Origin of the sequence: Variovorax sp. CF313, assembly GCF_000282635.1 — a bacterium.
Taxonomy (GTDB): Bacteria; Pseudomonadota; Gammaproteobacteria; order Burkholderiales; family Burkholderiaceae_C; genus Variovorax.
Map to the genome: position 1 here is coordinate 1 of NZ_AKIW01000110.1, position 19,261 is coordinate 19,261.

At 68.8% G+C, this 19,261-nt stretch carries 19 protein-coding genes; 13 read left to right on the forward strand and 6 right to left on the reverse strand.

What is annotated here, in order from left to right; genetic code table 11:
* Window positions 1-26: 26 nt before the first annotated feature.
* Window positions 27-1,184: an ABC transporter substrate-binding protein gene (locus PMI12_RS24600; RefSeq protein WP_007837896.1), complete on the reverse strand. Its 1,158-nt coding sequence runs from the start codon at window positions 1,182-1,184 to the stop codon at window positions 27-29.
* Between the two features lie 115 nt (window positions 1,185-1,299).
* A complete protein-coding gene (locus tag PMI12_RS24605) occupies window positions 1,300-2,877 on the reverse strand; it encodes a phospholipase D family protein (RefSeq protein WP_007837897.1) in 1,578 nt (525 codons plus the stop codon).
* Window positions 2,878-2,948: 71 nt separating this feature from the next.
* Between PMI12_RS24605 and PMI12_RS24610 the strand changes: the two genes are divergently transcribed.
* Window positions 2,949-4,178, forward strand: coding sequence for a nucleoside recognition domain-containing protein (locus PMI12_RS24610; protein ID WP_007837898.1), 1,230 nt, complete (start codon window positions 2,949-2,951; stop codon window positions 4,176-4,178).
* Here the strand turns inward: PMI12_RS24610 and PMI12_RS24615 are convergent.
* A complete protein-coding gene (locus PMI12_RS24615; protein WP_007837899.1) occupies window positions 4,160-6,148 on the reverse strand; it encodes an alkyl/aryl-sulfatase in 1,989 nt (662 codons plus the stop codon). The genes PMI12_RS24610 and PMI12_RS24615 overlap by 19 nt on opposite strands.
* A 73-nt stretch (window positions 6,149-6,221) precedes the next feature.
* Between PMI12_RS24615 and PMI12_RS24620 the strand changes: the two genes are divergently transcribed.
* The 5 genes from PMI12_RS24620 (at window position 6,222) to PMI12_RS24640 (ending at window position 10,121) form a co-directional block, all read left to right on the forward strand.
* Window positions 6,222-7,136 carry a LysR family transcriptional regulator gene (locus PMI12_RS24620; protein ID WP_007837900.1) on the forward strand — a complete coding sequence of 305 codons (915 nt, stop codon included), beginning with the start codon at window positions 6,222-6,224 and terminating at the stop codon, window positions 7,134-7,136.
* A gap of 43 nt (window positions 7,137-7,179) precedes the next feature.
* The gene (locus PMI12_RS24625) at window positions 7,180-7,689 is read left to right on the forward strand and encodes a flavin reductase family protein (RefSeq protein WP_042674233.1); all 510 of its coding nucleotides are present in this window, start codon (window positions 7,180-7,182) and stop codon (window positions 7,687-7,689) included.
* A complete protein-coding gene (locus tag PMI12_RS24630; protein WP_007837902.1) occupies window positions 7,689-8,186 on the forward strand; it encodes a BON domain-containing protein in 498 nt (165 codons plus the stop codon). Before PMI12_RS24625 ends, PMI12_RS24630 begins: the two co-directional genes overlap by 1 nt.
* An 85-nt stretch (window positions 8,187-8,271) precedes the next feature.
* A complete protein-coding gene (locus PMI12_RS24635) occupies window positions 8,272-9,180 on the forward strand; it encodes a DMT family transporter (protein WP_007837903.1) in 909 nt (302 codons plus the stop codon).
* Window positions 9,177-10,121 carry a glutaminase gene (locus tag PMI12_RS24640; RefSeq protein ID WP_007837905.1) on the forward strand — a complete coding sequence of 315 codons (945 nt, stop codon included), beginning with the start codon at window positions 9,177-9,179 and terminating at the stop codon, window positions 10,119-10,121. Before PMI12_RS24635 ends, PMI12_RS24640 begins: the two co-directional genes overlap by 4 nt.
* A 7-nt stretch (window positions 10,122-10,128) precedes the next feature.
* Here PMI12_RS24640 and PMI12_RS24645 read toward each other — a convergent pair whose 3' ends face one another.
* Window positions 10,129-11,124: an NAD-dependent epimerase/dehydratase family protein gene (locus tag PMI12_RS24645; protein WP_007837906.1), complete on the reverse strand. Its 996-nt coding sequence runs from the start codon at window positions 11,122-11,124 to the stop codon at window positions 10,129-10,131.
* A 95-nt stretch (window positions 11,125-11,219) separates the two neighbouring features.
* On the opposite strand from PMI12_RS24645, the gene PMI12_RS24650 reads away from it, so the two are divergent.
* From PMI12_RS24650 to PMI12_RS24660, 3 genes are all read left to right on the forward strand, one after another.
* Entirely contained in the window at window positions 11,220-12,176 is a 957-nt protein-coding gene (locus PMI12_RS24650) for a LysR family transcriptional regulator (RefSeq protein WP_007837907.1), read from the forward strand.
* The gene (locus PMI12_RS24655) at window positions 12,173-12,673 is read left to right on the forward strand and encodes a hypothetical protein (RefSeq protein ID WP_007837908.1); all 501 of its coding nucleotides are present in this window, start codon (window positions 12,173-12,175) and stop codon (window positions 12,671-12,673) included. The genes PMI12_RS24650 and PMI12_RS24655 overlap by 4 nt, the downstream gene beginning before the upstream one ends.
* Before the next feature lie 173 nt (window positions 12,674-12,846).
* Window positions 12,847-13,884, forward strand: coding sequence for an aliphatic amidase (locus tag PMI12_RS24660; protein WP_007837909.1), 1,038 nt, complete (start codon window positions 12,847-12,849; stop codon window positions 13,882-13,884).
* 7 nt (window positions 13,885-13,891) lie between these two features.
* Here the strand turns inward: PMI12_RS24660 and PMI12_RS24665 are convergent, their stop codons facing one another.
* Complete coding sequence (locus tag PMI12_RS24665; protein WP_007837910.1) at window positions 13,892-14,785, reverse strand: LysR family transcriptional regulator; 894 nt, start codon at window positions 14,783-14,785, stop codon at window positions 13,892-13,894.
* Window positions 14,786-14,885: 100 nt separating this feature from the next.
* Here PMI12_RS24665 and PMI12_RS24670 point away from each other — a divergent pair, with 100 nt between their 5' ends.
* The 3 genes from PMI12_RS24670 to PMI12_RS24680 are packed head-to-tail and all read left to right on the forward strand — an operon-like array spanning window position 14,886 to window position 17,143.
* Window positions 14,886-15,080 (forward strand): DUF1127 domain-containing protein, encoded by a 195-nt coding sequence (locus tag PMI12_RS24670; protein WP_007837912.1) that lies wholly within the window; start codon window positions 14,886-14,888, stop codon window positions 15,078-15,080.
* A gap of 31 nt (window positions 15,081-15,111) precedes the next feature.
* Window positions 15,112-16,785, forward strand: coding sequence for a hypothetical protein (locus PMI12_RS24675; RefSeq protein WP_007837921.1), 1,674 nt, complete (start codon window positions 15,112-15,114; stop codon window positions 16,783-16,785).
* 16 nt (window positions 16,786-16,801) lie between these two features.
* The gene (locus PMI12_RS24680; protein ID WP_007837930.1) at window positions 16,802-17,143 is read left to right on the forward strand and encodes a hypothetical protein; all 342 of its coding nucleotides are present in this window, start codon (window positions 16,802-16,804) and stop codon (window positions 17,141-17,143) included.
* Between the two features lie 12 nt (window positions 17,144-17,155).
* Here PMI12_RS24680 and PMI12_RS24685 read toward each other — a convergent pair whose 3' ends face one another.
* Entirely contained in the window at window positions 17,156-18,190 is a 1,035-nt protein-coding gene (locus PMI12_RS24685; RefSeq protein WP_007837931.1) for a LacI family DNA-binding transcriptional regulator, read from the reverse strand.
* Window positions 18,191-18,323: 133 nt separating this feature from the next.
* Between PMI12_RS24685 and PMI12_RS24690 the strand changes: the two genes are divergently transcribed.
* Window positions 18,324-19,190 carry a dioxygenase family protein gene (locus PMI12_RS24690; RefSeq protein ID WP_007837932.1) on the forward strand — a complete coding sequence of 289 codons (867 nt, stop codon included), beginning with the start codon at window positions 18,324-18,326 and terminating at the stop codon, window positions 19,188-19,190.
* Window positions 19,191-19,261 lie beyond the last annotated feature (71 nt).

The following is a 19,261-nucleotide window of genomic DNA, read 5'->3' on the forward strand; positions in this document are numbered from 1 at the left end:
GCGCGAAGCCTGGGGGAGGACCAGGCCTAGCTCAGCATCTGCCCACGGCTGCCGATCACGGCCACGTCCACGAACTGGCCGCCTTCACGGTTCGTGCGGCCGTAGTTGATCTTCACCCCACCCAGGTCGAAGTTCTCGATGCTCGCCAGTCCCGACATCACCGAGGCACGCGTCAGCGAGCCGCCGGCGCGGCGCATGCCTTCCGCCAGCACGGCCGCGTTCATGTAGCCCTCGAGGCTCGTGAGCGAGAACTCCTTGACGCCGCTGGCCACCATGTCGGCCTGGTAGCGGCGCACGATCTCGTACTTGGTCGAATACGGCGACGGCACCACGATCACGAAGCCCAGGCCGCGCGCCAGGTCGCCCATGGCCGCGAGCGCGCTGGCCGTGATCGACAGGCCGTAGGCCGAGCTGCTGTTGCCCGCTTCGCGCAATGCCTTCAGGAACACCGGTGCCGTGCCGGCCAGGCCGACCACGATGACCTGCGGCTTGGCCTTGGCGATGGCGTCGGCGGCAGGGCCGACTTCCATGCTGGTGGTGTTGGGCGTGGTCGCGATCACCGCCGGCTCCAGCTTGGCCTTGACCAGCGCATTCTTGAAGGCCCCCAGCACCGACTGGCCGAGCGGATCATCCGAATGCACGAGGCCGATACGGCTCTGGCCCAGCACGATGGCCGTGCTCACGAGCTTGTCGACTTCCTGGTCGTAGTTGGCGCGCACCCAGAAGGTGTTCGGCGAAACCTTCTTGCGCAGCGAGATGGTGCCGGTGATCGGGCCGACCACGGCGATGCCGGGGACCGCATCCATCACCGCGGCCGTCTGGCGCGTGCCCAGCGGATGCACCAGCGCGAGCACCGAGCTGTCCTTCTCGAAGGCCAGCGCGTTGGCCTTGGCCACCTCGGGCTTGAACGTGTCGTCTGCAATCACGAGCTCGACCTTGGTACCGTTGATGCCGCCCGCCTTGTTCAGCGCGTTGAAGAACGCGCTCGACCCCTGGTAGAGACCCTGCCCGTTGGCCTTCTCGACACTGCTGTTGTCGAAGGTGGCGCCGACGCGCACCGCCCGCGTCTGCGCGAGCGCCGGAAATCCCAAGCCTGCTGCAGCGGTTGCGGCCAGCCCGGTCAGCGCACGGCGACGGCTGGTGGAAAGCGGCGCAATCGATTCGCGCGGCACAGGAACGGTCATGGGGGAAATCTCCAGGAGCCCTCCAAAGGGCAGTGACAAAACTTCACATTTCTACTAGAAATGTAACGCACTCCCTCCTCCTGGAAAGGACGTTCGGACTCAGCCAGTCAGCTGTCTACAACAGTTCCTCGCCCACGATGGGCAGCAGCAGCCAGTTCTTGAAGCGCAGCCAGAGGAATTCGCCGGGTTCGTCCTCGTGGACGATGTCGCCGCCGGCATCGTCGTACTCGAGCCACTGCACGCGCCGGCCGTCGGGCCCGAGCCGCAGCCTGTAGCCCAGGTTGAGGCGCTCGCCGCCGAGCAGCTTGTCGTAGTCCTTCACCAGTTCCGGGCTGTCGATCACGAGGCCCATTTCGGTATTGACGGCGGCCGAGCGGTGGTCGAGGTTCATCGAGCCGACGAAAAACCGGTCGTCGTCGACCACTGCGAGCTTGGCGTGCAGCCGGCTGATCGACTTGCCGAAATCCCCGAACCGGCCCGAGCGCCCCGTGAGCGTGGGCGCGATCTCGTAGATGGTGACGCCGATCTTCAGCATGTCGGCGCGGTAACGCTCGTAGCCTGCGTAGGCGAGCGGCTCGTCGGTCGCACCGAGCGAGTTGGTGACCACCGTGATGCGTCCGCCCTGCTCGATGGCCTTCTTCATCATCGCCATGCCGCGCGCGCCGGGAATGAAGTACGGCGAGCCGATCTTGACCTCGCGCTTCGCCGAATTGATGACGCCGAGCGCGCCCTCGGTCACGCTGCCCTCGAAGGCCGCCTCGGGCTTGCGCGTGATCTTCTCGGGGTCGTCCACGAACAGCTTGAACGGCGCCCAGTGGCGATCGACATCGCCGGTGATCAGCTCCTGCCCCACCGGCGGCTTGTCGAGGACGTCGCGCGGGCGCATCGGCACGTCGGGCACCGCGGTGCGAGCGATGGCGTCGAAGCGCTTCTGCGCCTCTTCCACCGGCATGCGCAGCGGCGCGATCTGCTCGATGGGACGCACGTGCTCGCTGTTCCAGTAGCGGTCGAAGCCCTCGGACATCTGGCGCACCACGGGGCCGCTGGACAACACGTCCATGTCGATGAAGTTCGCCGCCGTGCTGCGCATGAAGTATTCGTTGGCGATATTTCTGCCGCCCGACACCGCGAAGCTGTTGTCGGCCACCAGCAGCTTGTTGTGCATGCGATGGTTGATGCGGCCGAAGTCGGTCAATGAAGACAGCAGCCGCGCCGACAGCGAATTGGCGCGCGAGGGCAGCGGGTTGAACAGCCGCACCTCGATGTTCGGGAAGGCCGACAGCGTGCTGAAGACCTCGTCCTCGCCGGCCGTGTAGAGATCATCCACCAGCAGGCGCACGCGCACGCCGCGCGCGGCGGCTTCGCGCAGCTCCTTGAGCAGCAGCAGGCCGACGTCGTCCTTCTGGATCAGGTAGTACTGCACGTCGAGCGATTTCTCGGCATGCCGCGCGAGCGAGATGCGGGCATCGAAGGCAAACGCCGCCTCTGGCAGCAGGCGGAAGCCCGAGAGCGCGGCGGAACCGCCCGGCATTCCCTTGGCCGCCAGCTGCCCGAGTTCGGTCTGCGCCACGTCGGTGATCGCCGCGACGTTCGCGCGCGGCACGGGCGGCGGCAGGCTGACGCAGCCGGCCAGCCATGCGGCCGCAACAAAGCCCAGGAAGGCGGCGAAACGACGAACGATGAAAGCGCGCATGGCCCGAACTGTAGCTCGCGGCGGGCCGCAGCGGCGACCTATGATCGACCCGCAAAAAAGGAAAGAGAAGCGTGCTCAACGGCTTGTGGCTGGGTTTCTTCGGGATGGCGGCGCTGGCGGCGCTGGGGCGGTGGCTCGTGGGGGGCGACCCGACCGTGTTCGCGGCCCTGGTCGAAAGCCTGTTCGCGATGGCGCGGCTGGCGGTCGAGGTGATGGTGCTGCTGTTCGGCACGCTCACGCTGTGGCTGGGCTTCCTGCGCATCGCCGAGGCGGCGGGGCTGGTCGGCTGGCTGGCGCGGCTGCTGGGGCCGCTGTTCCGGCGCCTCATGCCGGGCGTGCCGGCGGGGCATCCGGCGCTCGGGCTCATCACAATGAACTTCGCGGCCAATGCGCTGGGGCTGGACAACGCCGCCACGCCCATCGGCCTGAAGGCGATGCGCGAGCTGCAGCGGCTGAACCCCGACCCGGTGACGGCCACCAACGCGCAGATTCTCTTTCTGGTGCTCAACGCTTCGTCGCTGACCCTGCTGCCGGTCACCATCTTCATGTACCGCGCGCAACAGGGCGCGGGCGACCCGACGCTGGTGTTCCTGCCGATCCTGCTGGCCACCAGCGCCTCGACGCTGGTCGGGCTGCTGTCGGTGGCGGTGGCGCAGCGCCTGCGGCTGTGGGACCCGGTGGTGCTGGCCTACCTCGTGCCCGGCGCGCTGCTGCTGGGCGGCTTCATGGCGCTGCTGGGCACGCTGTCGGCGGCGGCCATCGCGTCGCTGTCGTCGCTGCTGGGCAACCTCACGCTGTTCGGCGTGGTCATGGTGTTCCTGCTGGCCGGGGCGATCCGCCGCGTGAAGGTGTACGAGTGCTTCATCGAAGGCGCGAAGGAAGGCTTCGACATCGCGAAGAACCTGCTGCCGTACCTCGTCGCGATGCTGTGCGCGGTCGGCGTGCTGCGGGCCTCGGGCGCGCTGGACTTCGTGCTCGGCGGCCTGCGCTGGCTGGTGCACGCAGGCGGCTTCGACGCCCGCTTCGTCGACGCCATGCCCACCGCACTGGTCAAGCCTTTCTCGGGCAGCGCGGCGCGCGCGATGCTGATCGAGACCATGAAGAGCCAGGGCGTCGACAGCTTCCCCGCGCTGGTGGCCGCCACCATCCAGGGCAGCACCGAGACCACCTTCTACGTGCTGGCCGTGTACTTCGGCGCGGTGGGCATCCAGCGCGCGCGGCATGCGGTGGCGTGTGCGTTGCTGGCCGAGCTGGCGGGCGTGGTGGCCGCCATCGCGGTGTGCTACTGGTTCTTCGGCTGAGCCTTGGGCTCGACGATCGGGAACATCGGCTCGAAGGTGTCGAGCATCGACATCAGTTCCGCCAGCTTCGCGCGGTCCCCGTCGATCTTCACCTTGCCCGCGAGCACCGCCGCAGAAAAGCTCGTCTCCTTCAGCGTGACCGCGTCGAGCGTGGCCCGGCTCAATGTCACCGTGGCGTCTGCACCCGGCTGCCGTCCCGCGATGTGGGTCAGCGCCGAGTTCTCCAGCGTCAGCACGAACTGCTGGTTCGAATCGGTGAAGTTCCAGTTGATGACCATCTTCTTGCCCTCGGCCTTGGCCGCATCGAGCCGCACGCCGAGGAAGTCGAAGAACAGGTCATTGCTCACCGCCTTCAGCGTGTCGGCATTGGAGCTGCTGCCCGCCGGGATCTTCGGCACGCCATTGCGCAACTCCATCGCGCCCACCAGGTAGGCGCTGCGCCACGTGCCGGCCTCCGACTGGTAGCCCAGCTGCTCGAGCGCGTCGGCACCCAGTTCGCGGGCCGCGCGGTTCGACGGATCGGCATACACGACCTGGCTCATCGCGCTGGCCACCCAGCGGAATTCGCCCTTTCCGAAGTCTTCGCGCGCACGGGCCAGCACCGCATCGGCGCCGCCCATGTACTCGAGCGTCTTCTTCGCAAAGGCCACAGGCGGCAGCGGGTTCAGGTTGGCGGGATTGGCGTCGTACCAGCCCAGGTATTTCTGGTACACGGCCTTGGCGTTGTGACTCAGCGTGCCGTAGTAGCCGCGCGCCGACCATTCCTGCTCCAGGCTCGCCGGCATGCGCAGCGTCTCGGCAATGTCGGCGGCGGTGTAGCCCTGGTTGAGCAGGCGCAGCGACTGGTCGTTGATGAACTTGTACATGTCGCGCTGCTTCTTCAGCAGCTCGACGATGCGCTCCTGCCCGAAGGTGGGCCAGTGGTGCTGGGCGATCAGCACCTCGGCCTTGCCGCCGAAAGCCACGCGCGCCTCGTCGATGTACTTCGACCACAGGTTGCCGTCGCGCACCTCGGCGCCGCGGATCGTGTAGAGGTTGTGCATGGTGTGCGTCACGTCTTCCGCCATGTCCAGCACGCGGAACTGCGGCAGGTACATGAGCATTTCCGACGGTGCCTCGGAGCCGGGCACCAGGCGGAACACGAACTGCACGCCATCGATGGTGCGCTCCTCGGTCGGCTTGTCGATGGTGGCCGTGGGCGCGATCAGCGTGACCGTGCCGCGCGCCAGCGCCTTGCCCAACCCCGTGTCGACCTGCCCGCGCACGCCCGGCGGCAGCAGCGAGCCGAACTGGTACTGCGAGCGCCGGCTCATCGCGTTGCCCGCGAGGATGTTCTCGGCCACGGCCGTTTCCATGAAGCCCGCGGGCGCGAGCACCTGCACCTTGCCGGCCTTCACGTCGGCCTCGTCGATCACGCCCTTCACGCCACCGAAGTGGTCGGCATGGCCGTGCGTGTAGATCACCGTGCCCACCGGCTTGCGGGGCCGGTGCCGGTAGTACAGATCGAGCGCGGCGCGCGCGGTTTCGGCGGCCAGCAGCGGGTCGATCACGATCAGCGAGGTATCGCCCTCGACGATGGTCATGTTGGCGATGTCGAAGCCGCGCACCTGGTAGACGCGATCGCTCACCTTGAACAGGCCGTGGATCGCATTGAGCTGCGCCTGCCGCCACAGGCTCGGGTTGACGGTGTCGGCCGGCGCGTCGGCCTTGAGGAAGTCGTACGGCTTCATGCTCCACACAGGGCGCGCGCCGGCACCGGGCACGAGCGCATCTGGCACGGTGCCGACGAAGCCGCGCATCGCGTCCTCGAAGTCCTGCCGGTCGGCGAAGGGCAGCGTCTTCGCCATGTCTGCATTGGCCTGCAAGGTGGAGGGCTGCGGCGCCTTGGGGGCGATCTGCGCGGAAATCGACGATGCGCCCAGCGCGCACGCCAGGGCAACGAGTGCGGTGGAGAAGGAAGAAGGGGTCATCCAACAATTCTGCGAAGCGCTGCAAGCATTGGCAAATGCAAAATATGCGCTGTCTTTTTAACCAGAACGCAAAATGCAGCTGCGCCAGCTCCAGCACCTCGTCGCCCTCGCCGACCAGGGCAGCTTCGGCCGCGCGGCACAGGCCTCGCACCTGTCGCAGCCCGCCCTCTCGCGCAGCATCGAGAACCTCGAGGAGGGCCTGCAGGCGCGCCTGATCGACCGCGCCTACGGCAGCGTGCGCTTCACGCAGGCCGGCGAGCTGGTGCTGGCGCGCGCCCGCGAACTGCTGGCCGACGCGAAGCAGATCGAGCGCGACGTGCTGCAGCTCGAAGGCCTCGCCATCGGCAGCCTCGCGGTGGGCCTCGGTCCCTTCGCCGCCGGCACGCTGGGCCGTGTGGCGCTGTCGCTCATGGCCCAGCGCCACCCGCAGCTGCAGATGCGCATGGAAGTGGCCGACACCGTCACCCTGTGCGAGCGCCTGCAGCGCCGCCAGCTCGACCTGTTCATCGCCGACACGCGCGACCTGACGAAGCGGCAACCCGGGCTGAAGCTCGCGCGCCTGCCCGACGTACCGGTGTCGTTCTTCGTGCGGCCGAAGCACCCGCTGCTGCGGCTGAGGCAGGCGACGCTCGAGAAAATCATGGCCTACCCCGTGGCCGGCCCGCACCTGCCGGCCGAGGTGGCAACGCATTTCGACCGGCAGGCCCGACGGGGCGACCGCAGCGTGTTCAACGTGACCTGCGACGACGCCGGCACGCTGCGGCATCTCGCGCTCACGGCCAACGCGGTGATCCTCGCCCCCCACGCCCCGGGGCCGGGCCACGAAACGGGCGCGCTGGTTCCGCTGCCGGTCGCGGGCCTCGCGCACATGCAGACGCACTACAGCCTCGTGACCCTGGCAGGGCGTACGCTTTCACCTGCCGCCACCGTCTACGCCAGCCTGGTGGCAGAGCTGATGAGCCCGGCCAAGCAGCCGGACAGGCGCTGAGCCAAAATGGTCCTCCGCCCTCCAAGCCTTGCCGCCTTTTTCAGTGACCACTTCCCGCCGGGCCCAGCCGCCCTCCTTTTCGCCCGACGAGTTTCGTGAAGCGCTCGGCATGTTCGCCACCGGCGTCACCATCGTCACCGCACGCGCGGCCGACGGCACGCTGGTCGGCCTCACGGCCAACTCCTTCAACTCGGTGTCGCTTGCGCCGCCGCTGGTGCTGTGGAGCCTGGCGCGCGCGGCCGGCTCGATGCCCGCGCTGAGCACCGGCTCGCACTACGCGGTGAACATCCTCGCGGCCAACCAGAAGGCGCTGGCCGAACGCTTCGCGGCCAAGAACATCGACCGCTGGGCCGACGTGGCCTTCACCGAGGGCCTCGGCGGCGCACCGGTGCTGGTGGGCGCGGCCGCCAGCTTCGAGTGCTTCAACCGCAGCCGCTACGACGAAGGCGACCACGTGATCTTCGTGGGCGAGGTGGAGCGCTGCACGCACGATGCGGGCGCCTCGCCGCTGCTGTTCCACGGCGGGCGCTTCTATACCGAGCATCCCTTGTGATGAAACGCCCTGCGCTGTTGTCCGTCCTGTTGCTCGCTGCGCAGACCGGCATGGCGCAGGAAACGGCGGGGCCGCTCAAGCAGAACTGGTTCGACGATCCGTTCTTCCAGGTGTCCGCGGGCCTGCCCGCCTGCGCGATGCCCGAAGGCCCGTTCTACACGGCCGAGGAACGTCGCCTGCAGACCCATTCGCGGCTGGAGCGCGGCACCAGCTGCTGGCTGGCCGGCAAATGCACCGACAGCAACGCCTACCGCTACGACAAGCCGCTCGCGCCCAAGGTGCGCGCCGCATTGCTGGCCGTGCCGGGCGTGAACAAGGGCAGCGTGTGGGTGATGATCCAGCGCCGCTGGGTGTACCTGCAGGGCTGCGTGCCCAATGCCGCGCTGGCGAAGAAGCTCGAACGCGCCGCGCGCGCCCTGCCCGACGTCGAGACCGTGGTGCCCGACCTGATGGTCGGCACGCGCGGCAAGCCGCCCTACCCTCGGGCCGCGAACTGACGGCGCCTTGCGCGCGGATCACGCTGGCGCGGTACGATCATCGGATGAATCTGGCGGGCAATCCGCCGTGACCGACCGCCCGCCAATGATCCAGCGCAAGACCCATCTCGACAGCCTCGCCATCGGCCTGCTCATTGCCTGCTGCGCCTTCTGGGGCCTGCAGCAGATCCTCATCAAGACCACCGTGGCCGAGGTGCCGCCGCTGTGGCAGGCCTCGATCCGCATGACCGGCGCGGTCGTGCTGCTGTGGCTGTGGTGCGTGTGGCGGCGCGTGCCGCTGTTCGAGCGCGACGGCACGCTGTGGCCGGGGCTGCTGGCGGGGCTGCTGTTCTCGGGCGAGTTCGCCGGCATCTACCTGGGGCTGCAGCACACCAGCGCCTCGCGGCTCACGGTGTTTCTCTACACCGCGCCTTTCTGGGTGTCGCTGCTGCTGCCGCGCTGGGTGCCTGCCGAACGGCTGCGCGGCTTCCAGTGGCTGGGCCTGTTCATCGCGTTCTCGGGCGTGGTGCTGGCTTTCAGCGAGGGCTTCGGCCACATGAGTTCGTCGCAGCTCGTCGGCGACGGGATGGCACTGGCCGCCGGCATGCTCTGGGGCCTGACCACGCTGACGCTGCGCACCACGCGGCTGGCCACGGCCAGTGCAGAGAAGACGCTGTTCTATCAGGTGGCAGTGACGGCGGCGGTGTGCCCGGTGGTGTCGCTCGCGCTCGGCGAGCACTGGAGTTTTTCGTACTCCAGCTGGGCCTGGACCTCCATCGGCCTGCAGACCGTGATCGGCGCCTTCGCCAGCTACCTCACCTGGATGTGGCTGCTGCGGCACTACCCGGCCACGCAGATGTCGTCCTTCACCTTTCTCACGCCGCTGTTCGCGCTGGTGTTCGGCGTGGCGCTGCTGAAGGAGCCGCTCACGGCGCAGCTGATGGTGGCGCTGGTCGGCGTCGCGCTGGGCATCGTGCTGGTGAACCGGCGGCCTGCGGTACAACGCAGCGCATGAGCAAGACAACCACGAATTTCCAGCCGGTACTCGACGAGATCGTTGCCACCCTGCGCCCGCAGCTCGGCCAAGGCGGCACCGTCGCCAGCTACATCCCGGCGCTGGCACGCGTCGATGCGCGGCAGTTCGGCATTGCGCTGCGCACCTGCGAGGGCGAAGAGGCCGGCGCGGGCGACTGCGAGACGCCCTTTTCCATCCAGAGCGTGTCGAAGCTCTTCACGCTCACGCTCGCCATGCAGCGAATGGGCGATGCGCTGTGGGAGCGCATCGGCCGCGAGCCCTCGGGCAACCCGTTCAATTCGCTGGTGCAGTTGGAGAACGAACAGGGCAAGCCGCGCAATCCCTTCATCAATGCCGGCGCCATCGCAGTGGCCGACCGGCTGGTGAGCCACGCCAAGGCCAACGGCGGCAGCGCCAAGGCCGACATCCTCGCGCTCATGACGAGCCTGTGCGGCGAGCCCATCGGCTTCGACGACGAAGTCGCGCAATCGGAGGCCGACACGGGCTTTCGCAACATCGCGCTGGCCAACTTCATGAAGAGCTTCGGCAAGATCGACAACGACGTCGCGCCCGTGCTCGATACCTATTTCCACCAATGCGCGCTGCGCATGAGCTGCCGCCAGCTCGCGCGCGCCGCCGCCTACCTGAGCCGCGACGGCGCCCACCCGATCGACGGCGAGCCTGCGATCACCGGCGAGCGGCAGACGCGCCGCATCAACGCGCTGATGCTCACCTGCGGCACCTACGACGCGGCGGGCGACGTGGCCTTTTCCATCGGCCTGCCCTGCAAGAGCGGCGTAGGCGGCGGCATCGTGGCCGTGGTGCCCGACAAGCTCACGCTGTGCGTGTGGTCGCCGGCGCTCGACGCCACCGGCAATTCGCTGCTGGGCATGAAGGCGCTCGAGATGTTCGTGGCGCGCACGGGGCTGTCGGTGTTCTGATCGCTCTTCAGGCCGTGGCGGCCAACGGCGCCGAGGCCAGGCAACCCATGCCTTCCAGTGCGGCCTCCACCGCCTCTTCGAGCGGCGTGTGCGGCTCGCGCCCAAGGAAGGCCACCAGCTTCGCGTTGTCCATGCCCACGGGTGTGCGCCACAGATAGCGCATCTCGCGCATCTCGCGGAAGGTGACGACGAAGGGCGAGGCCAGCGTCAGCAGCCACCACGGAAAGGCCGACACGCGCACCGCGGCGCCGGTGCCGCGCGTGCGCCGCGCCACCACCTTGCCGATGGCGCTGCTCATGCGCGTGCCGTCGGCGTCCCAGTGGCCCGCCATGTGGAAGCACGCGAAGGGTTCGAGCCGGTCGCGCCGCGCGAGCAGCTCGACCATGGTGCGTGCCACGTCGGGCAGGTACGACCACTGGTGGCCGACACCGGCGCGGCCCGGGTAGCTCACGGCCTTGACCGGCTGCCCCGCCTTTACCAGCCCCTGCGAGAACCAGTTGTTGCCGGCTTTCGGGCCGAAGAAATCCCCGGCGCGCACGATCAGCACACGGGCGCCCTGGCGGCTCGCGTCTTCGAGGCGCCGTTCCATCTCCACGCGGATCGCGCCCTTGCGGGTGAGCGGGTGCTGCGGCGAGTCTTCGGCCAGCAGCGGGAAGGCGTCGGGGCCGAAGTTGTAGACCGTGCCGGGCAGCACGACGGTCGCGCCCTCGGCCTTCGCGGCGGCGATGGTGTTGTCGAGCATCGGCAGCACCAGCTCCGACCAGCGGCGGTAGCCCGGCGGATTGACCGCGTGCACGATGACCGCGCAGCCCGTCGCGGCCTGCCTCACGGCCTGCGCATCCATCGCGTCGCCGGCCAGCCAGGTGATGCCGTCGCTGCGGCCTTCGGTCGCGCCGCGCTTGAGTGCGCGCACCTGCCAGCCTGCGTCGCGCAGCTGGCGCGCCACCTCGCTGCCGATGCCGCCCGTTGCGCCAAGAACCAGAACCGTGTCGTTGCGTGCCATGAAATGCTCCAGAACAGTTGTCGATGGACGAATTCTGGATTTGGCGAGGTTCAAAAGGAATTGCCGAACATCAACCAGCAGCTATACATTTCTGTATGACTTCGAACATCGGCTGGGAGCTCTACCGCTCCTTCCTCGGCGTGCTGCGCGAGGGTTCGCTTTCGGGCGCCGCGCGCGCGCTGGGCATCACCCAGCCCACGGCCGGGCGCCACGTGGCCGCGCTCGAGGAGGCATTGGGCGTTGTGCTCTTCACGCGCTCGCAGGTCGGCCTGCTGCCGACCGAGGTGGCGCTGGCCTTGCAGACCCACGCCGAGGCCATGGAAAGCACTGCGGCCTCGCTGGAGCGCGCCGCCAGCAGCCATGGCGCGGGCGTGCGCGGCGTGGTGCGGGTGTCGGCCAGCGAGGTGATGGGCGTGGAAGTGCTGCCGCCCATCGTGGCGCGGCTGCGCGAAGCGCATCCGGCGCTGAAGGTCGAGCTGGTGCTGACCAACCGCGTGCAGGACCTGCTGCGGCGCGAAGCCGAAATCGCCGTGCGCATGGTGCGCCCGAAGCAGGAGCAGCTGGTGGCGCGCCGCATCGGCAACATCGAACTGGGCTTTCACGCGCACCGCGACTACCTGGCGCGCCACGGCACGCCGCGCAAGCTCGAGGCGCTGGCCGCGCATGCGGTGATCGGCTACGACCAACCGCCGGCCTTCGTGCGCAACGCGGCCAAGGCGGGCAAGGCGTGGCCGGGCTATGGCCGCGACGCCTTCTCGCTGCGCACCGACAGCGACCTGGCCCAATTGGCGCTGATCCGCGCGGGTGCGGGCATCGGCATCTGCCAGGTCGGCCTCGCCCGGCGCAGCGACACGCTGGTGCGCCTGATGCCGCGCACCTTCTCGATGAAACTCGACACCTGGGTCACCATGCACGAGGACCTGCGCCACAGCCCGCGTTGCCGCGCCGCGTTCGACGCGCTGGTCGAGGGACTGCAACAGTACGTTGGCGCGCCGGAAATAGCCGGCACAGAGGGGAAAATGGCCGCCGCGAGAACCCAGGCCACCGAATGACCGACCTTACCGAACCGAACGACTCCGACTCCCTCCCCCTGCAGGAAGACCGCCTCTGGCGCGACGACCGCTGGACCGCCCGCATCATCAAGAACGAGGAAGACGACGGCTGGGCCGTCGAGATGACGCGCCACGGCGACCCCGAGCCGGCACTGGTCGGCCCCTGGACCATGGGCCGCGACAAGAAGAATCCGAAGCCGCTCGACGGCCCCGCCTTCTCCACGCTGGTGAAGACCGCCGCCGAAGTCATCCGCCGCCACGAGCAGCAGCTGCACGCCACGCTCAACAGGAGCGTGACCGTCACCACGCGCGATGACCGGCGCGTGCGCGTGGCGCTGGCCATCGTGCCGGACGAGGACAACCCCTCGGCCACGCTCAGCGCCTACGACGATGCCGACGACTCCGAGCTCGCCAGCCTGAACGTGTCGCCCGCGTTCAGGCTCACGGCCAGCAGCGCGAGTGCGTGGATCGAATCCGGCTACGCGCGGCCGCGCTGACGCACCGGGTACCAACGCAATCAGCGAAATGACGTATGTGCAGCCCGCGCTGAGTTGAGAACAATCGGCTTCGACGACACGAACCCATTGCTCCACCGGAAAGCCCGGATCGGTTGAACGCCGATCCGGGCTTTCCTGTTTTTCTTTCTCAACCATCCTTCAGGAGCAGCGTCATGAGACACGGTGATATTTCGAGCAGCAGCGATTGCGTGGGCGTCGCGGTCGTCAACTACAAGATGCCCCGCCTGCACACCAGGGCCGAGGTGCTGGACAACGCCCGCAAGATCGGCGAGATGCTGGTCGGCATGAAGAAGGGCCTGCCGGGCATGGACCTGGTGATCTTCCCGGAGTACTCGACGCACGGGATCATGTACGACGAGAAGGAGATGTACGACACGGCCGCCACCGTGCCGGGCGAGGAGACCGCGATCTTCGCCGACGCCTGCCGCCGCGCCAACGTGTGGGGCGTGTTCTCGCTGACCGGCGAGCGCCACGAGGAGCATCCGGACAAGGCGCCCTACAACACGCTGATCCTCATGAACAACCAGGGCGAGATCGTCCAGAAGTACCGCAAGATCATGCCGTGGGTGCCCATCGAGGGCTGGTATCCGGGCGACCGCACCTACGTGAGCGAGGGCCCCAAGGGCATGAAGATCAGCCTGATCATCTGCGACGACGGCAACTACCCCGAGATCTGGCGCGACTGCACGATGCGCGGCGCCGAGCTCGTCGTGCGGTGCCAGGGCTACATGTACCCGTCCAAGGAGCAGCAGATCCTGGTGTCGAAGGCCATGGCCTTCATGAACAACACCTACGTGGCGGTGGCCAACGCGGCGGGCTTCGACGGTGTGTACTCGTACTTCGGCCACTCGGCGCTGATCGGCTTCGACGGCCGCACGCTGGGCGAGTGCGGCGAGGAGGAGATGGGCATCAACTACGCCGAACTGTCGATGAGCCTGATCCGCGACGCGCGCAGGAACGGTCAGTCGCAGAACCATCTGTTCAAGCTGCTGCACCGCGGCTATACCGGCACCATCAACTCGGGCGACGGCGACAAGGGGCTGGCGGCCTGCCCCTACGACTTCTACGCGAAGTGGATCAACGACCCCGAAGGAACGCGCGAGATGGTGGAAGCGCTCACGCGCAGCACGGCGGGCACGCCGGAGTGCCCCATCGAGGGTATTCCGAACGGGCCGGCGCAAGGCCGATGAACATGGCTCAGGCCTGACTGAAGGTCTTCAGCACCTCGAGCACGCTCAGCGTCGCACCGTCGAGCAGCGCGTGCTGGCGGTGCGCGATGCCCACGCAGCGCGTGAGCTTCGGGCTCACCGGCAGGATCTTCATGCGGTCGTTGCCGGACACCGTGTCGGTCGACTGCTGCAGCGGCAGCAGCGCGGCACCGTAGCCGGCGGCCACGAGGCTGCGCATGGCGGCGTCGTAGTTGAGCTCGATGCGCGCGCGCGGCGCGAAGCCGGCGGCGGCGAACCACTCCATCGTGAGGCGGTACATGTGCGTGGTCGCTTCGTTGAAGATCAGCGGCTGTGCCGCCAGCCAGGCCGGCGTGACGCGCCTCGGCGCCTTCCAGCGGCGCGGCACGAAAGCCATCATGGGCTGCTTGCACCATGGCGTAACGACGATGCCGCGCAGCGGCGGCTGCGGAATGGCGACCAGGCCGATGTCGAGCGTGCCCGCCGCCAGCCGCTCCATGGCCTCGTAGGAGCCGCGGATGCTCACCTCGACGTCGATGCCCGAATGCTCCGCGCCCAGTGCCTCCAGCACCTGTGGCAGCAGGTCGACCAGCACGCCGGTCGAGGTGCCCAGCCGCACGCGGCCCACGCGCCCTTCGGCCTGGCGCTTGACGGTCTCGATCGCGTCGTCGGTGTCGCGCAGCAGCTTGCGCCCGCGCTCCACCAGCGCGGCGCCCGCCGCCGTCGGCGTGATGCGCCGGTTGCCGCGCACCACCAGCGGTGCGCCGAGGCGCGATTCGAGTTCGCTGATGTGCAGGCTCACCGTGGGCTGCGCGAGGTGCAGCGCCCTGGCCGCCGCCGAGAACGTGCCGAGGTCGACGATGGCGATGAGGGTGCGCAGCTGGTCGAGGTTGAGTTGTCGCATCGGTTCACATCAGGAAAAGTGATGGCAAGTGTCAGGAATCTCAACTTCCACAATAGCATGCGTCGCCTGAAGATGAGCGCTCCCAACCAAGGAGCCCATCGTGACCGCGCCAAAGCCATCGTCCTTCCATCAACGCCTGATCCATGCCCTGCGCGGCTGGCACCGCCGCGTGATGGATCGCCGCCGCATGCGCGCCGATGCGTCGCAGCTTTCGCACATGAGCGATCACGAGCTGCGCGACCTGGGCATCGGGCGCAGTGAAGTGCCGCAGCTGCTGGACCGCGACCGTTACTGACACCGCCGGATTTGAGGTTCAAATCGGGGCCGTGCCCAAGCCAGCCCTTCCCGCTCTCCTTTCCATCGAACTCACTTCGCCGCAGTCGGTCAATGGCCGACGCGCGGCCTTTCAGTCGCTCTGGCTGCTGGTGCGCATGCGGCATGCCCACGATGCCGGCGCCGGCATCGTGCGGCTGGCGGACCTGCGCGGCGAGGTGTCCGACGCTAGCACGCTGCGCATGGTCGTGAGCCGCGCGTTCCGCGACTTCAAGGCCTGGCGTATCGAGGTCGGCTGGGGCGAGGACACGCAGCGCGAGCCCCGCTTCCTCAATGCAGAACGGCGCAGCCAGGGCCCGTTCTGGCTGCCGGCCGCCGAGGCGAAGCGCGTGCGCGTGCTGGTCGAAGGCCGCGCGGCCACGACGGCCGAGGTGGCGTCGTTCCTCGGGCTGCGTTCGCGTGGATCACAGGTCGCCCGGACCGCCGGCTCGCCGCCGCCCGATGCCGTGCACCTGCAGGACGCGGCTTTCTGGAAGCAGCTGGTCGCGTCGCAGCAGGCGGCGCGGCAGGGCCGGCTGATGGCGCCCGTGGCGGGCGAGAACACGGGCGGGAGCGCCCTCGAATCGATCCGCCTCGCCGGCACGCTGGCCGCCACCGACTTCCAGCGCGCCCTGGTCACGCTCAACGAGGCCATGCTGTGGCGCCGCCTCGGCGACAACGAGCAGGCGCGGCGCCGGCTGCAGGCGCTCAAGAAGCAGCGGCTCGCGCACCACGTGGCGGGCAACGACTACCTCGGCGCGATGGAGTGCATCGTCTCGGCGTGGTGTGCCTACACCGCGCGCGACCTGCCGCTGGCGCAGTCGCTGCTGGGCGGTATGGCCGAAGACGCGGCTCGCGCGCTGGTGCTGCGGCACCACCCCGACGTGCGCTTCGAGTGGTGCAACCTCTGGGCGCTGGTGTGCCGCTCGCGCGCGCTGGCGCTGTCGGCCGACGACATGCCCGCAGCCGCCGCGCTCGCCGAGGAATCGCTGCGCCGCTTCGGCGAGGCGCTGGCGGCCGCCTTCGAGTCGCACTCCTTCGACGCGGCACAGCACGTGGCCGCCAACATGGGCATGGCCGCATGGCTGTTCGACCGCGTGGGACTGTCCGACCTGCCCGCGCTCGCCCACGACGGCAAAGCCGACACCACCCGCCGCGCCGTGCAGTGGATCGCCTTCAGCGAATGGCTCTGCAGCCACACCGACGGGCAGGGCCGCTCGGCGTGGAACGCGATCTACCTGATGCGCATCGCGCGCGGCCACTGCAGGCCGGAGACCCGGCCCACGCTCGCGCAGTTCCGCGCGCAGAAGCCGCTGGACCCGGCCGCGGTCTCGGCGCTGGCCGGTCCGCTGGCCGACGCTTTCGACGCCGCGAATTGGCCGGCGCACTGGGTGCAGGTGGCGCAGGCGCGGCTGGCCGATCACCGGGCCGGGCAGCGCCGCTACCCGGGCCTGCAGCATTGCAGCCTGCTGTTCGAGCACGCCTGGTACGCGGCGCACGCGGGCGACCTGAAAGCGGCGGAGCAGTCGCTGGCCTCGCTGCGCGAAGCGCTGCCGCAGCTGGTGCCGAGCGACCGCGCCTACTTCACCGAATCGTGGAACGACGCGCTGCCGGCAGAACTGGTGCTGGAGGCGAAGCCGCCACGTCGGCCGGCGGCGCGGAAGAAGGCCGCGTCGCGCGCGAGCTAGACTGGTTTTCAGCAGCATGCCCGAGAACTCCAACGACCCCATCGACCTGGCCGCCCACCGCGAACGCCGCGCGCGGCAGCAGAAGCTGCGCGCAGCAGCGCAGGCATCGTACGGCGCCGACGCATCGGCGCAGCCGGGGCCGGACGAAGTGCCCTGCATCCGTTGCAAGGAGCCCGTCTTCGGCTACGCGCTGCGCTGTCCCCATTGCGGCGTGCATTTCAGCGGCCGCGCCGAAGACTTCGCGCCGAAGGAAGGTCTGTCGCGACGCGCGAAGGCGATCGTCGCGCTGGTCGCCGTGGCGCTTCTGCTCGCGGGCCTGAGCGACGACATCGCGGCCCTGTGGTGGCGGATGAAATAAGTCCTGCCGCGCTCAGCGCGCGGCGGACGGCTTGGCAGTCGACTTGCGCACCACCAGCTCCGGCCGCAGCACCACGGTCGACGCCGACATCGAACGGCCGTCGATCTCGTCGAACAGCATCTCGGCCGCGCGCCAGCCCAGCTCGCGGTGCGGCAGGCGGATGGTGGTGAGCGGCGGGTCGACCATGTCGACCAGCGGCATGTCGTTGTGGCCGGTGATGGAAATGTCCTTGGGTACGCGCAGGCCGGCTTCGCGCAGCGCGTCATAGGCGCCCAGTGCCACGAGGTCGTTGCAGCACACCACGGCCTGCGGGGCGGCGCCGGCTTCGAGCATCTGCTTCATCGCCACCGCGCCGGCTTCGCGGCTGTAGCTCGCGCACTCGACCACGCGGAAGGGCTTCATGCGGTGGTCCCTCAAGGCCTGCTCCACGCCCAGCCGACGGCCCACGCCAGTGGGAATGTTCTGCGGGCCCGCGAGGTGCGCGATGCGCTTGTGGCCCAGGCCCACGAGGTGATCGACCGCGAGCTTCATCGCCAGCCGGTCATCGCTGACCACCGCGGGCAGGCGGCCAGTCTCGTCGGCCCGGTTGACCAGCACCGCGGTCATGCCGGCCTGGGTGACGAACTCGATCAGCGGGTCGTCGCGCGTGGCGGTGGCCATGACCACCCCGTCCACCCGCTGCGCCAGCATGCGCTCCAGCACGGGCCTTGCGAGCGCGGGATCCACGACGTTGGTGACGAACACGAAGTACCCGCGCGCCGCGGCGCTGGCCTCGATGCCCTGCAGGATGGGCGGGAACACCGCGTTGGTGATGTCCGGCACCAGCACGCCGATGGTGTGGGTGCGGCCCGTTCGCAGCGCCGAGGCCGCGCGGTTGGGCCGGTAGCCCAGGCGCTGCGCCGCCTCCTCGACCACGCGCAGCACCTCGTCGCTGATCAGCGAGCGCTTCTCGGGGCTGAGCGCGCGGGAGACGGTCGACACGTGCACGCCGGCGGCGCGGGCGACGTCGCGGATGGTCACGGGCGTGGAAGTTGGGCTGGTACTCATGAATTGATGCAAACGGTTGTCGTGCCGATCAGGGGTGCACGGGGCGTTCTGGTATTCCCGACCTGCTGAACGGGGGCATTTTACTTTTCAGCGATCTGGACTAATATCGTGCAAACGATTGCACGAATCCACCATGAACATCGCCACCTCCCCCGAATCGGTGCTGGGCTTCACGCTCGATGCCATGAAACGCACGCCCGACCCGCGGTTGCGCACCGTGATGGAAGCCGTCACGCGCCACCTGCATGCCCTGGTGCAGGAAGTGAAGCTGACGGAAGAAGAGTTCGAGCAGGCACTCGAATTCATCGTCGCCATCGGCCATGCCACGGGCGAGACCAAGAACGAGGTGGTGCTGGCGGCGGACATCCTGGGTGTATCGACCGTGGTCGCGCTGCAGAACAACCAGGACCCGCATGGCGAATCGCCGGCCGCGCTGCTCGGGCCGTTCTGGCGCGCGAACTCGCCGGACTGCGCACTGGGCGAGAGCATCGCGCGCTCGGGCACGCCGGGCATTCCGCTCGAAGTGACGGGCACGGTGCGCGACGGCAGGGGCCAACCGGTGGCCGGCGCCACGGTCGACGTGTGGCAGGCCTCGCCCATCGGCCTCTACGAAAACCAGGACCCGTCGCAGGAGAACATGAACCTGCGCGGGCGCTTTTCCACCGACGCCGAGGGCCGCTTCCATTTCCGCAGCGTGCGTCCCGCCGGCTACCCGGTGCCGACCGACGGCCCCTGCGGCGTGCTGCTGCGCGCGCAGGTGCGCCACCCGAACCGGCCCGCGCACCTGCACTTCATGGTGAGCAAGCCGGGCCACAAGGTGCTGATCACGCAGGTCTTCGCCGACGACGACGAGAACCTGGAAAGCGACCCGACCTTCGGCGTGACGCGCCGCCTCATCGGCCGCTTCGCACTGGCCCCCGACGGCAAGAGCGCGTCACTCCACCACGACTTCGAACTCGAACCGGGCGAGATGAAGTTCCCCCGCCCTCCTATACCTTGACCACCCCCAGGCTGCGCGCACTTCGTGTCGCTTCGCCAACCCCCTTCGAGGGGGCAACACCTGCGGCCCGG

What these genes read in the sequence shown, in the direction of transcription:
- PMI12_RS24690 (WP_007837932.1), top strand. Translation starts at nt 18,324, where the DNA reads ATGAACATCGCCACCTCCCCCGAATCGGTGCTGGGCTTCACGCTCGAT.
- PMI12_RS24615 (WP_007837899.1), bottom strand. Translation starts at nt 6,148, where the DNA reads ATGACCCCTTCTTCCTTCTCCACCGCACTCGTTGCCCTGGCGTGCGCG.
- PMI12_RS24665 (WP_007837910.1), bottom strand. Translation starts at nt 14,785, where the DNA reads ATGCGACAACTCAACCTCGACCAGCTGCGCACCCTCATCGCCATCGTC.
- PMI12_RS24655 (WP_007837908.1), top strand. Translation starts at nt 12,173, where the DNA reads ATGACCGACCTTACCGAACCGAACGACTCCGACTCCCTCCCCCTGCAG.
- PMI12_RS24630 (WP_007837902.1), top strand. Translation starts at nt 7,689, where the DNA reads ATGAAACGCCCTGCGCTGTTGTCCGTCCTGTTGCTCGCTGCGCAGACC.
- PMI12_RS24635 (WP_007837903.1), top strand. Translation starts at nt 8,272, where the DNA reads ATGATCCAGCGCAAGACCCATCTCGACAGCCTCGCCATCGGCCTGCTC.
- PMI12_RS24645 (WP_007837906.1), bottom strand. Translation starts at nt 11,124, where the DNA reads ATGGCACGCAACGACACGGTTCTGGTTCTTGGCGCAACGGGCGGCATC.
- PMI12_RS24605 (WP_007837897.1), bottom strand. Translation starts at nt 2,877, where the DNA reads ATGCGCGCTTTCATCGTTCGTCGTTTCGCCGCCTTCCTGGGCTTTGTT.
- PMI12_RS24680 (WP_007837930.1), top strand. Translation starts at nt 16,802, where the DNA reads ATGCCCGAGAACTCCAACGACCCCATCGACCTGGCCGCCCACCGCGAA.
- PMI12_RS24620 (WP_007837900.1), top strand. Translation starts at nt 6,222, where the DNA reads ATGCAGCTGCGCCAGCTCCAGCACCTCGTCGCCCTCGCCGACCAGGGC.
- PMI12_RS24660 (WP_007837909.1), top strand. Translation starts at nt 12,847, where the DNA reads ATGAGACACGGTGATATTTCGAGCAGCAGCGATTGCGTGGGCGTCGCG.
- PMI12_RS24600 (WP_007837896.1), bottom strand. Translation starts at nt 1,184, where the DNA reads ATGACCGTTCCTGTGCCGCGCGAATCGATTGCGCCGCTTTCCACCAGC.
- PMI12_RS24650 (WP_007837907.1), top strand. Translation starts at nt 11,220, where the DNA reads ATGACTTCGAACATCGGCTGGGAGCTCTACCGCTCCTTCCTCGGCGTG.
- PMI12_RS24685 (WP_007837931.1), bottom strand. Translation starts at nt 18,190, where the DNA reads ATGAGTACCAGCCCAACTTCCACGCCCGTGACCATCCGCGACGTCGCC.
- PMI12_RS24640 (WP_007837905.1), top strand. Translation starts at nt 9,177, where the DNA reads ATGAGCAAGACAACCACGAATTTCCAGCCGGTACTCGACGAGATCGTT.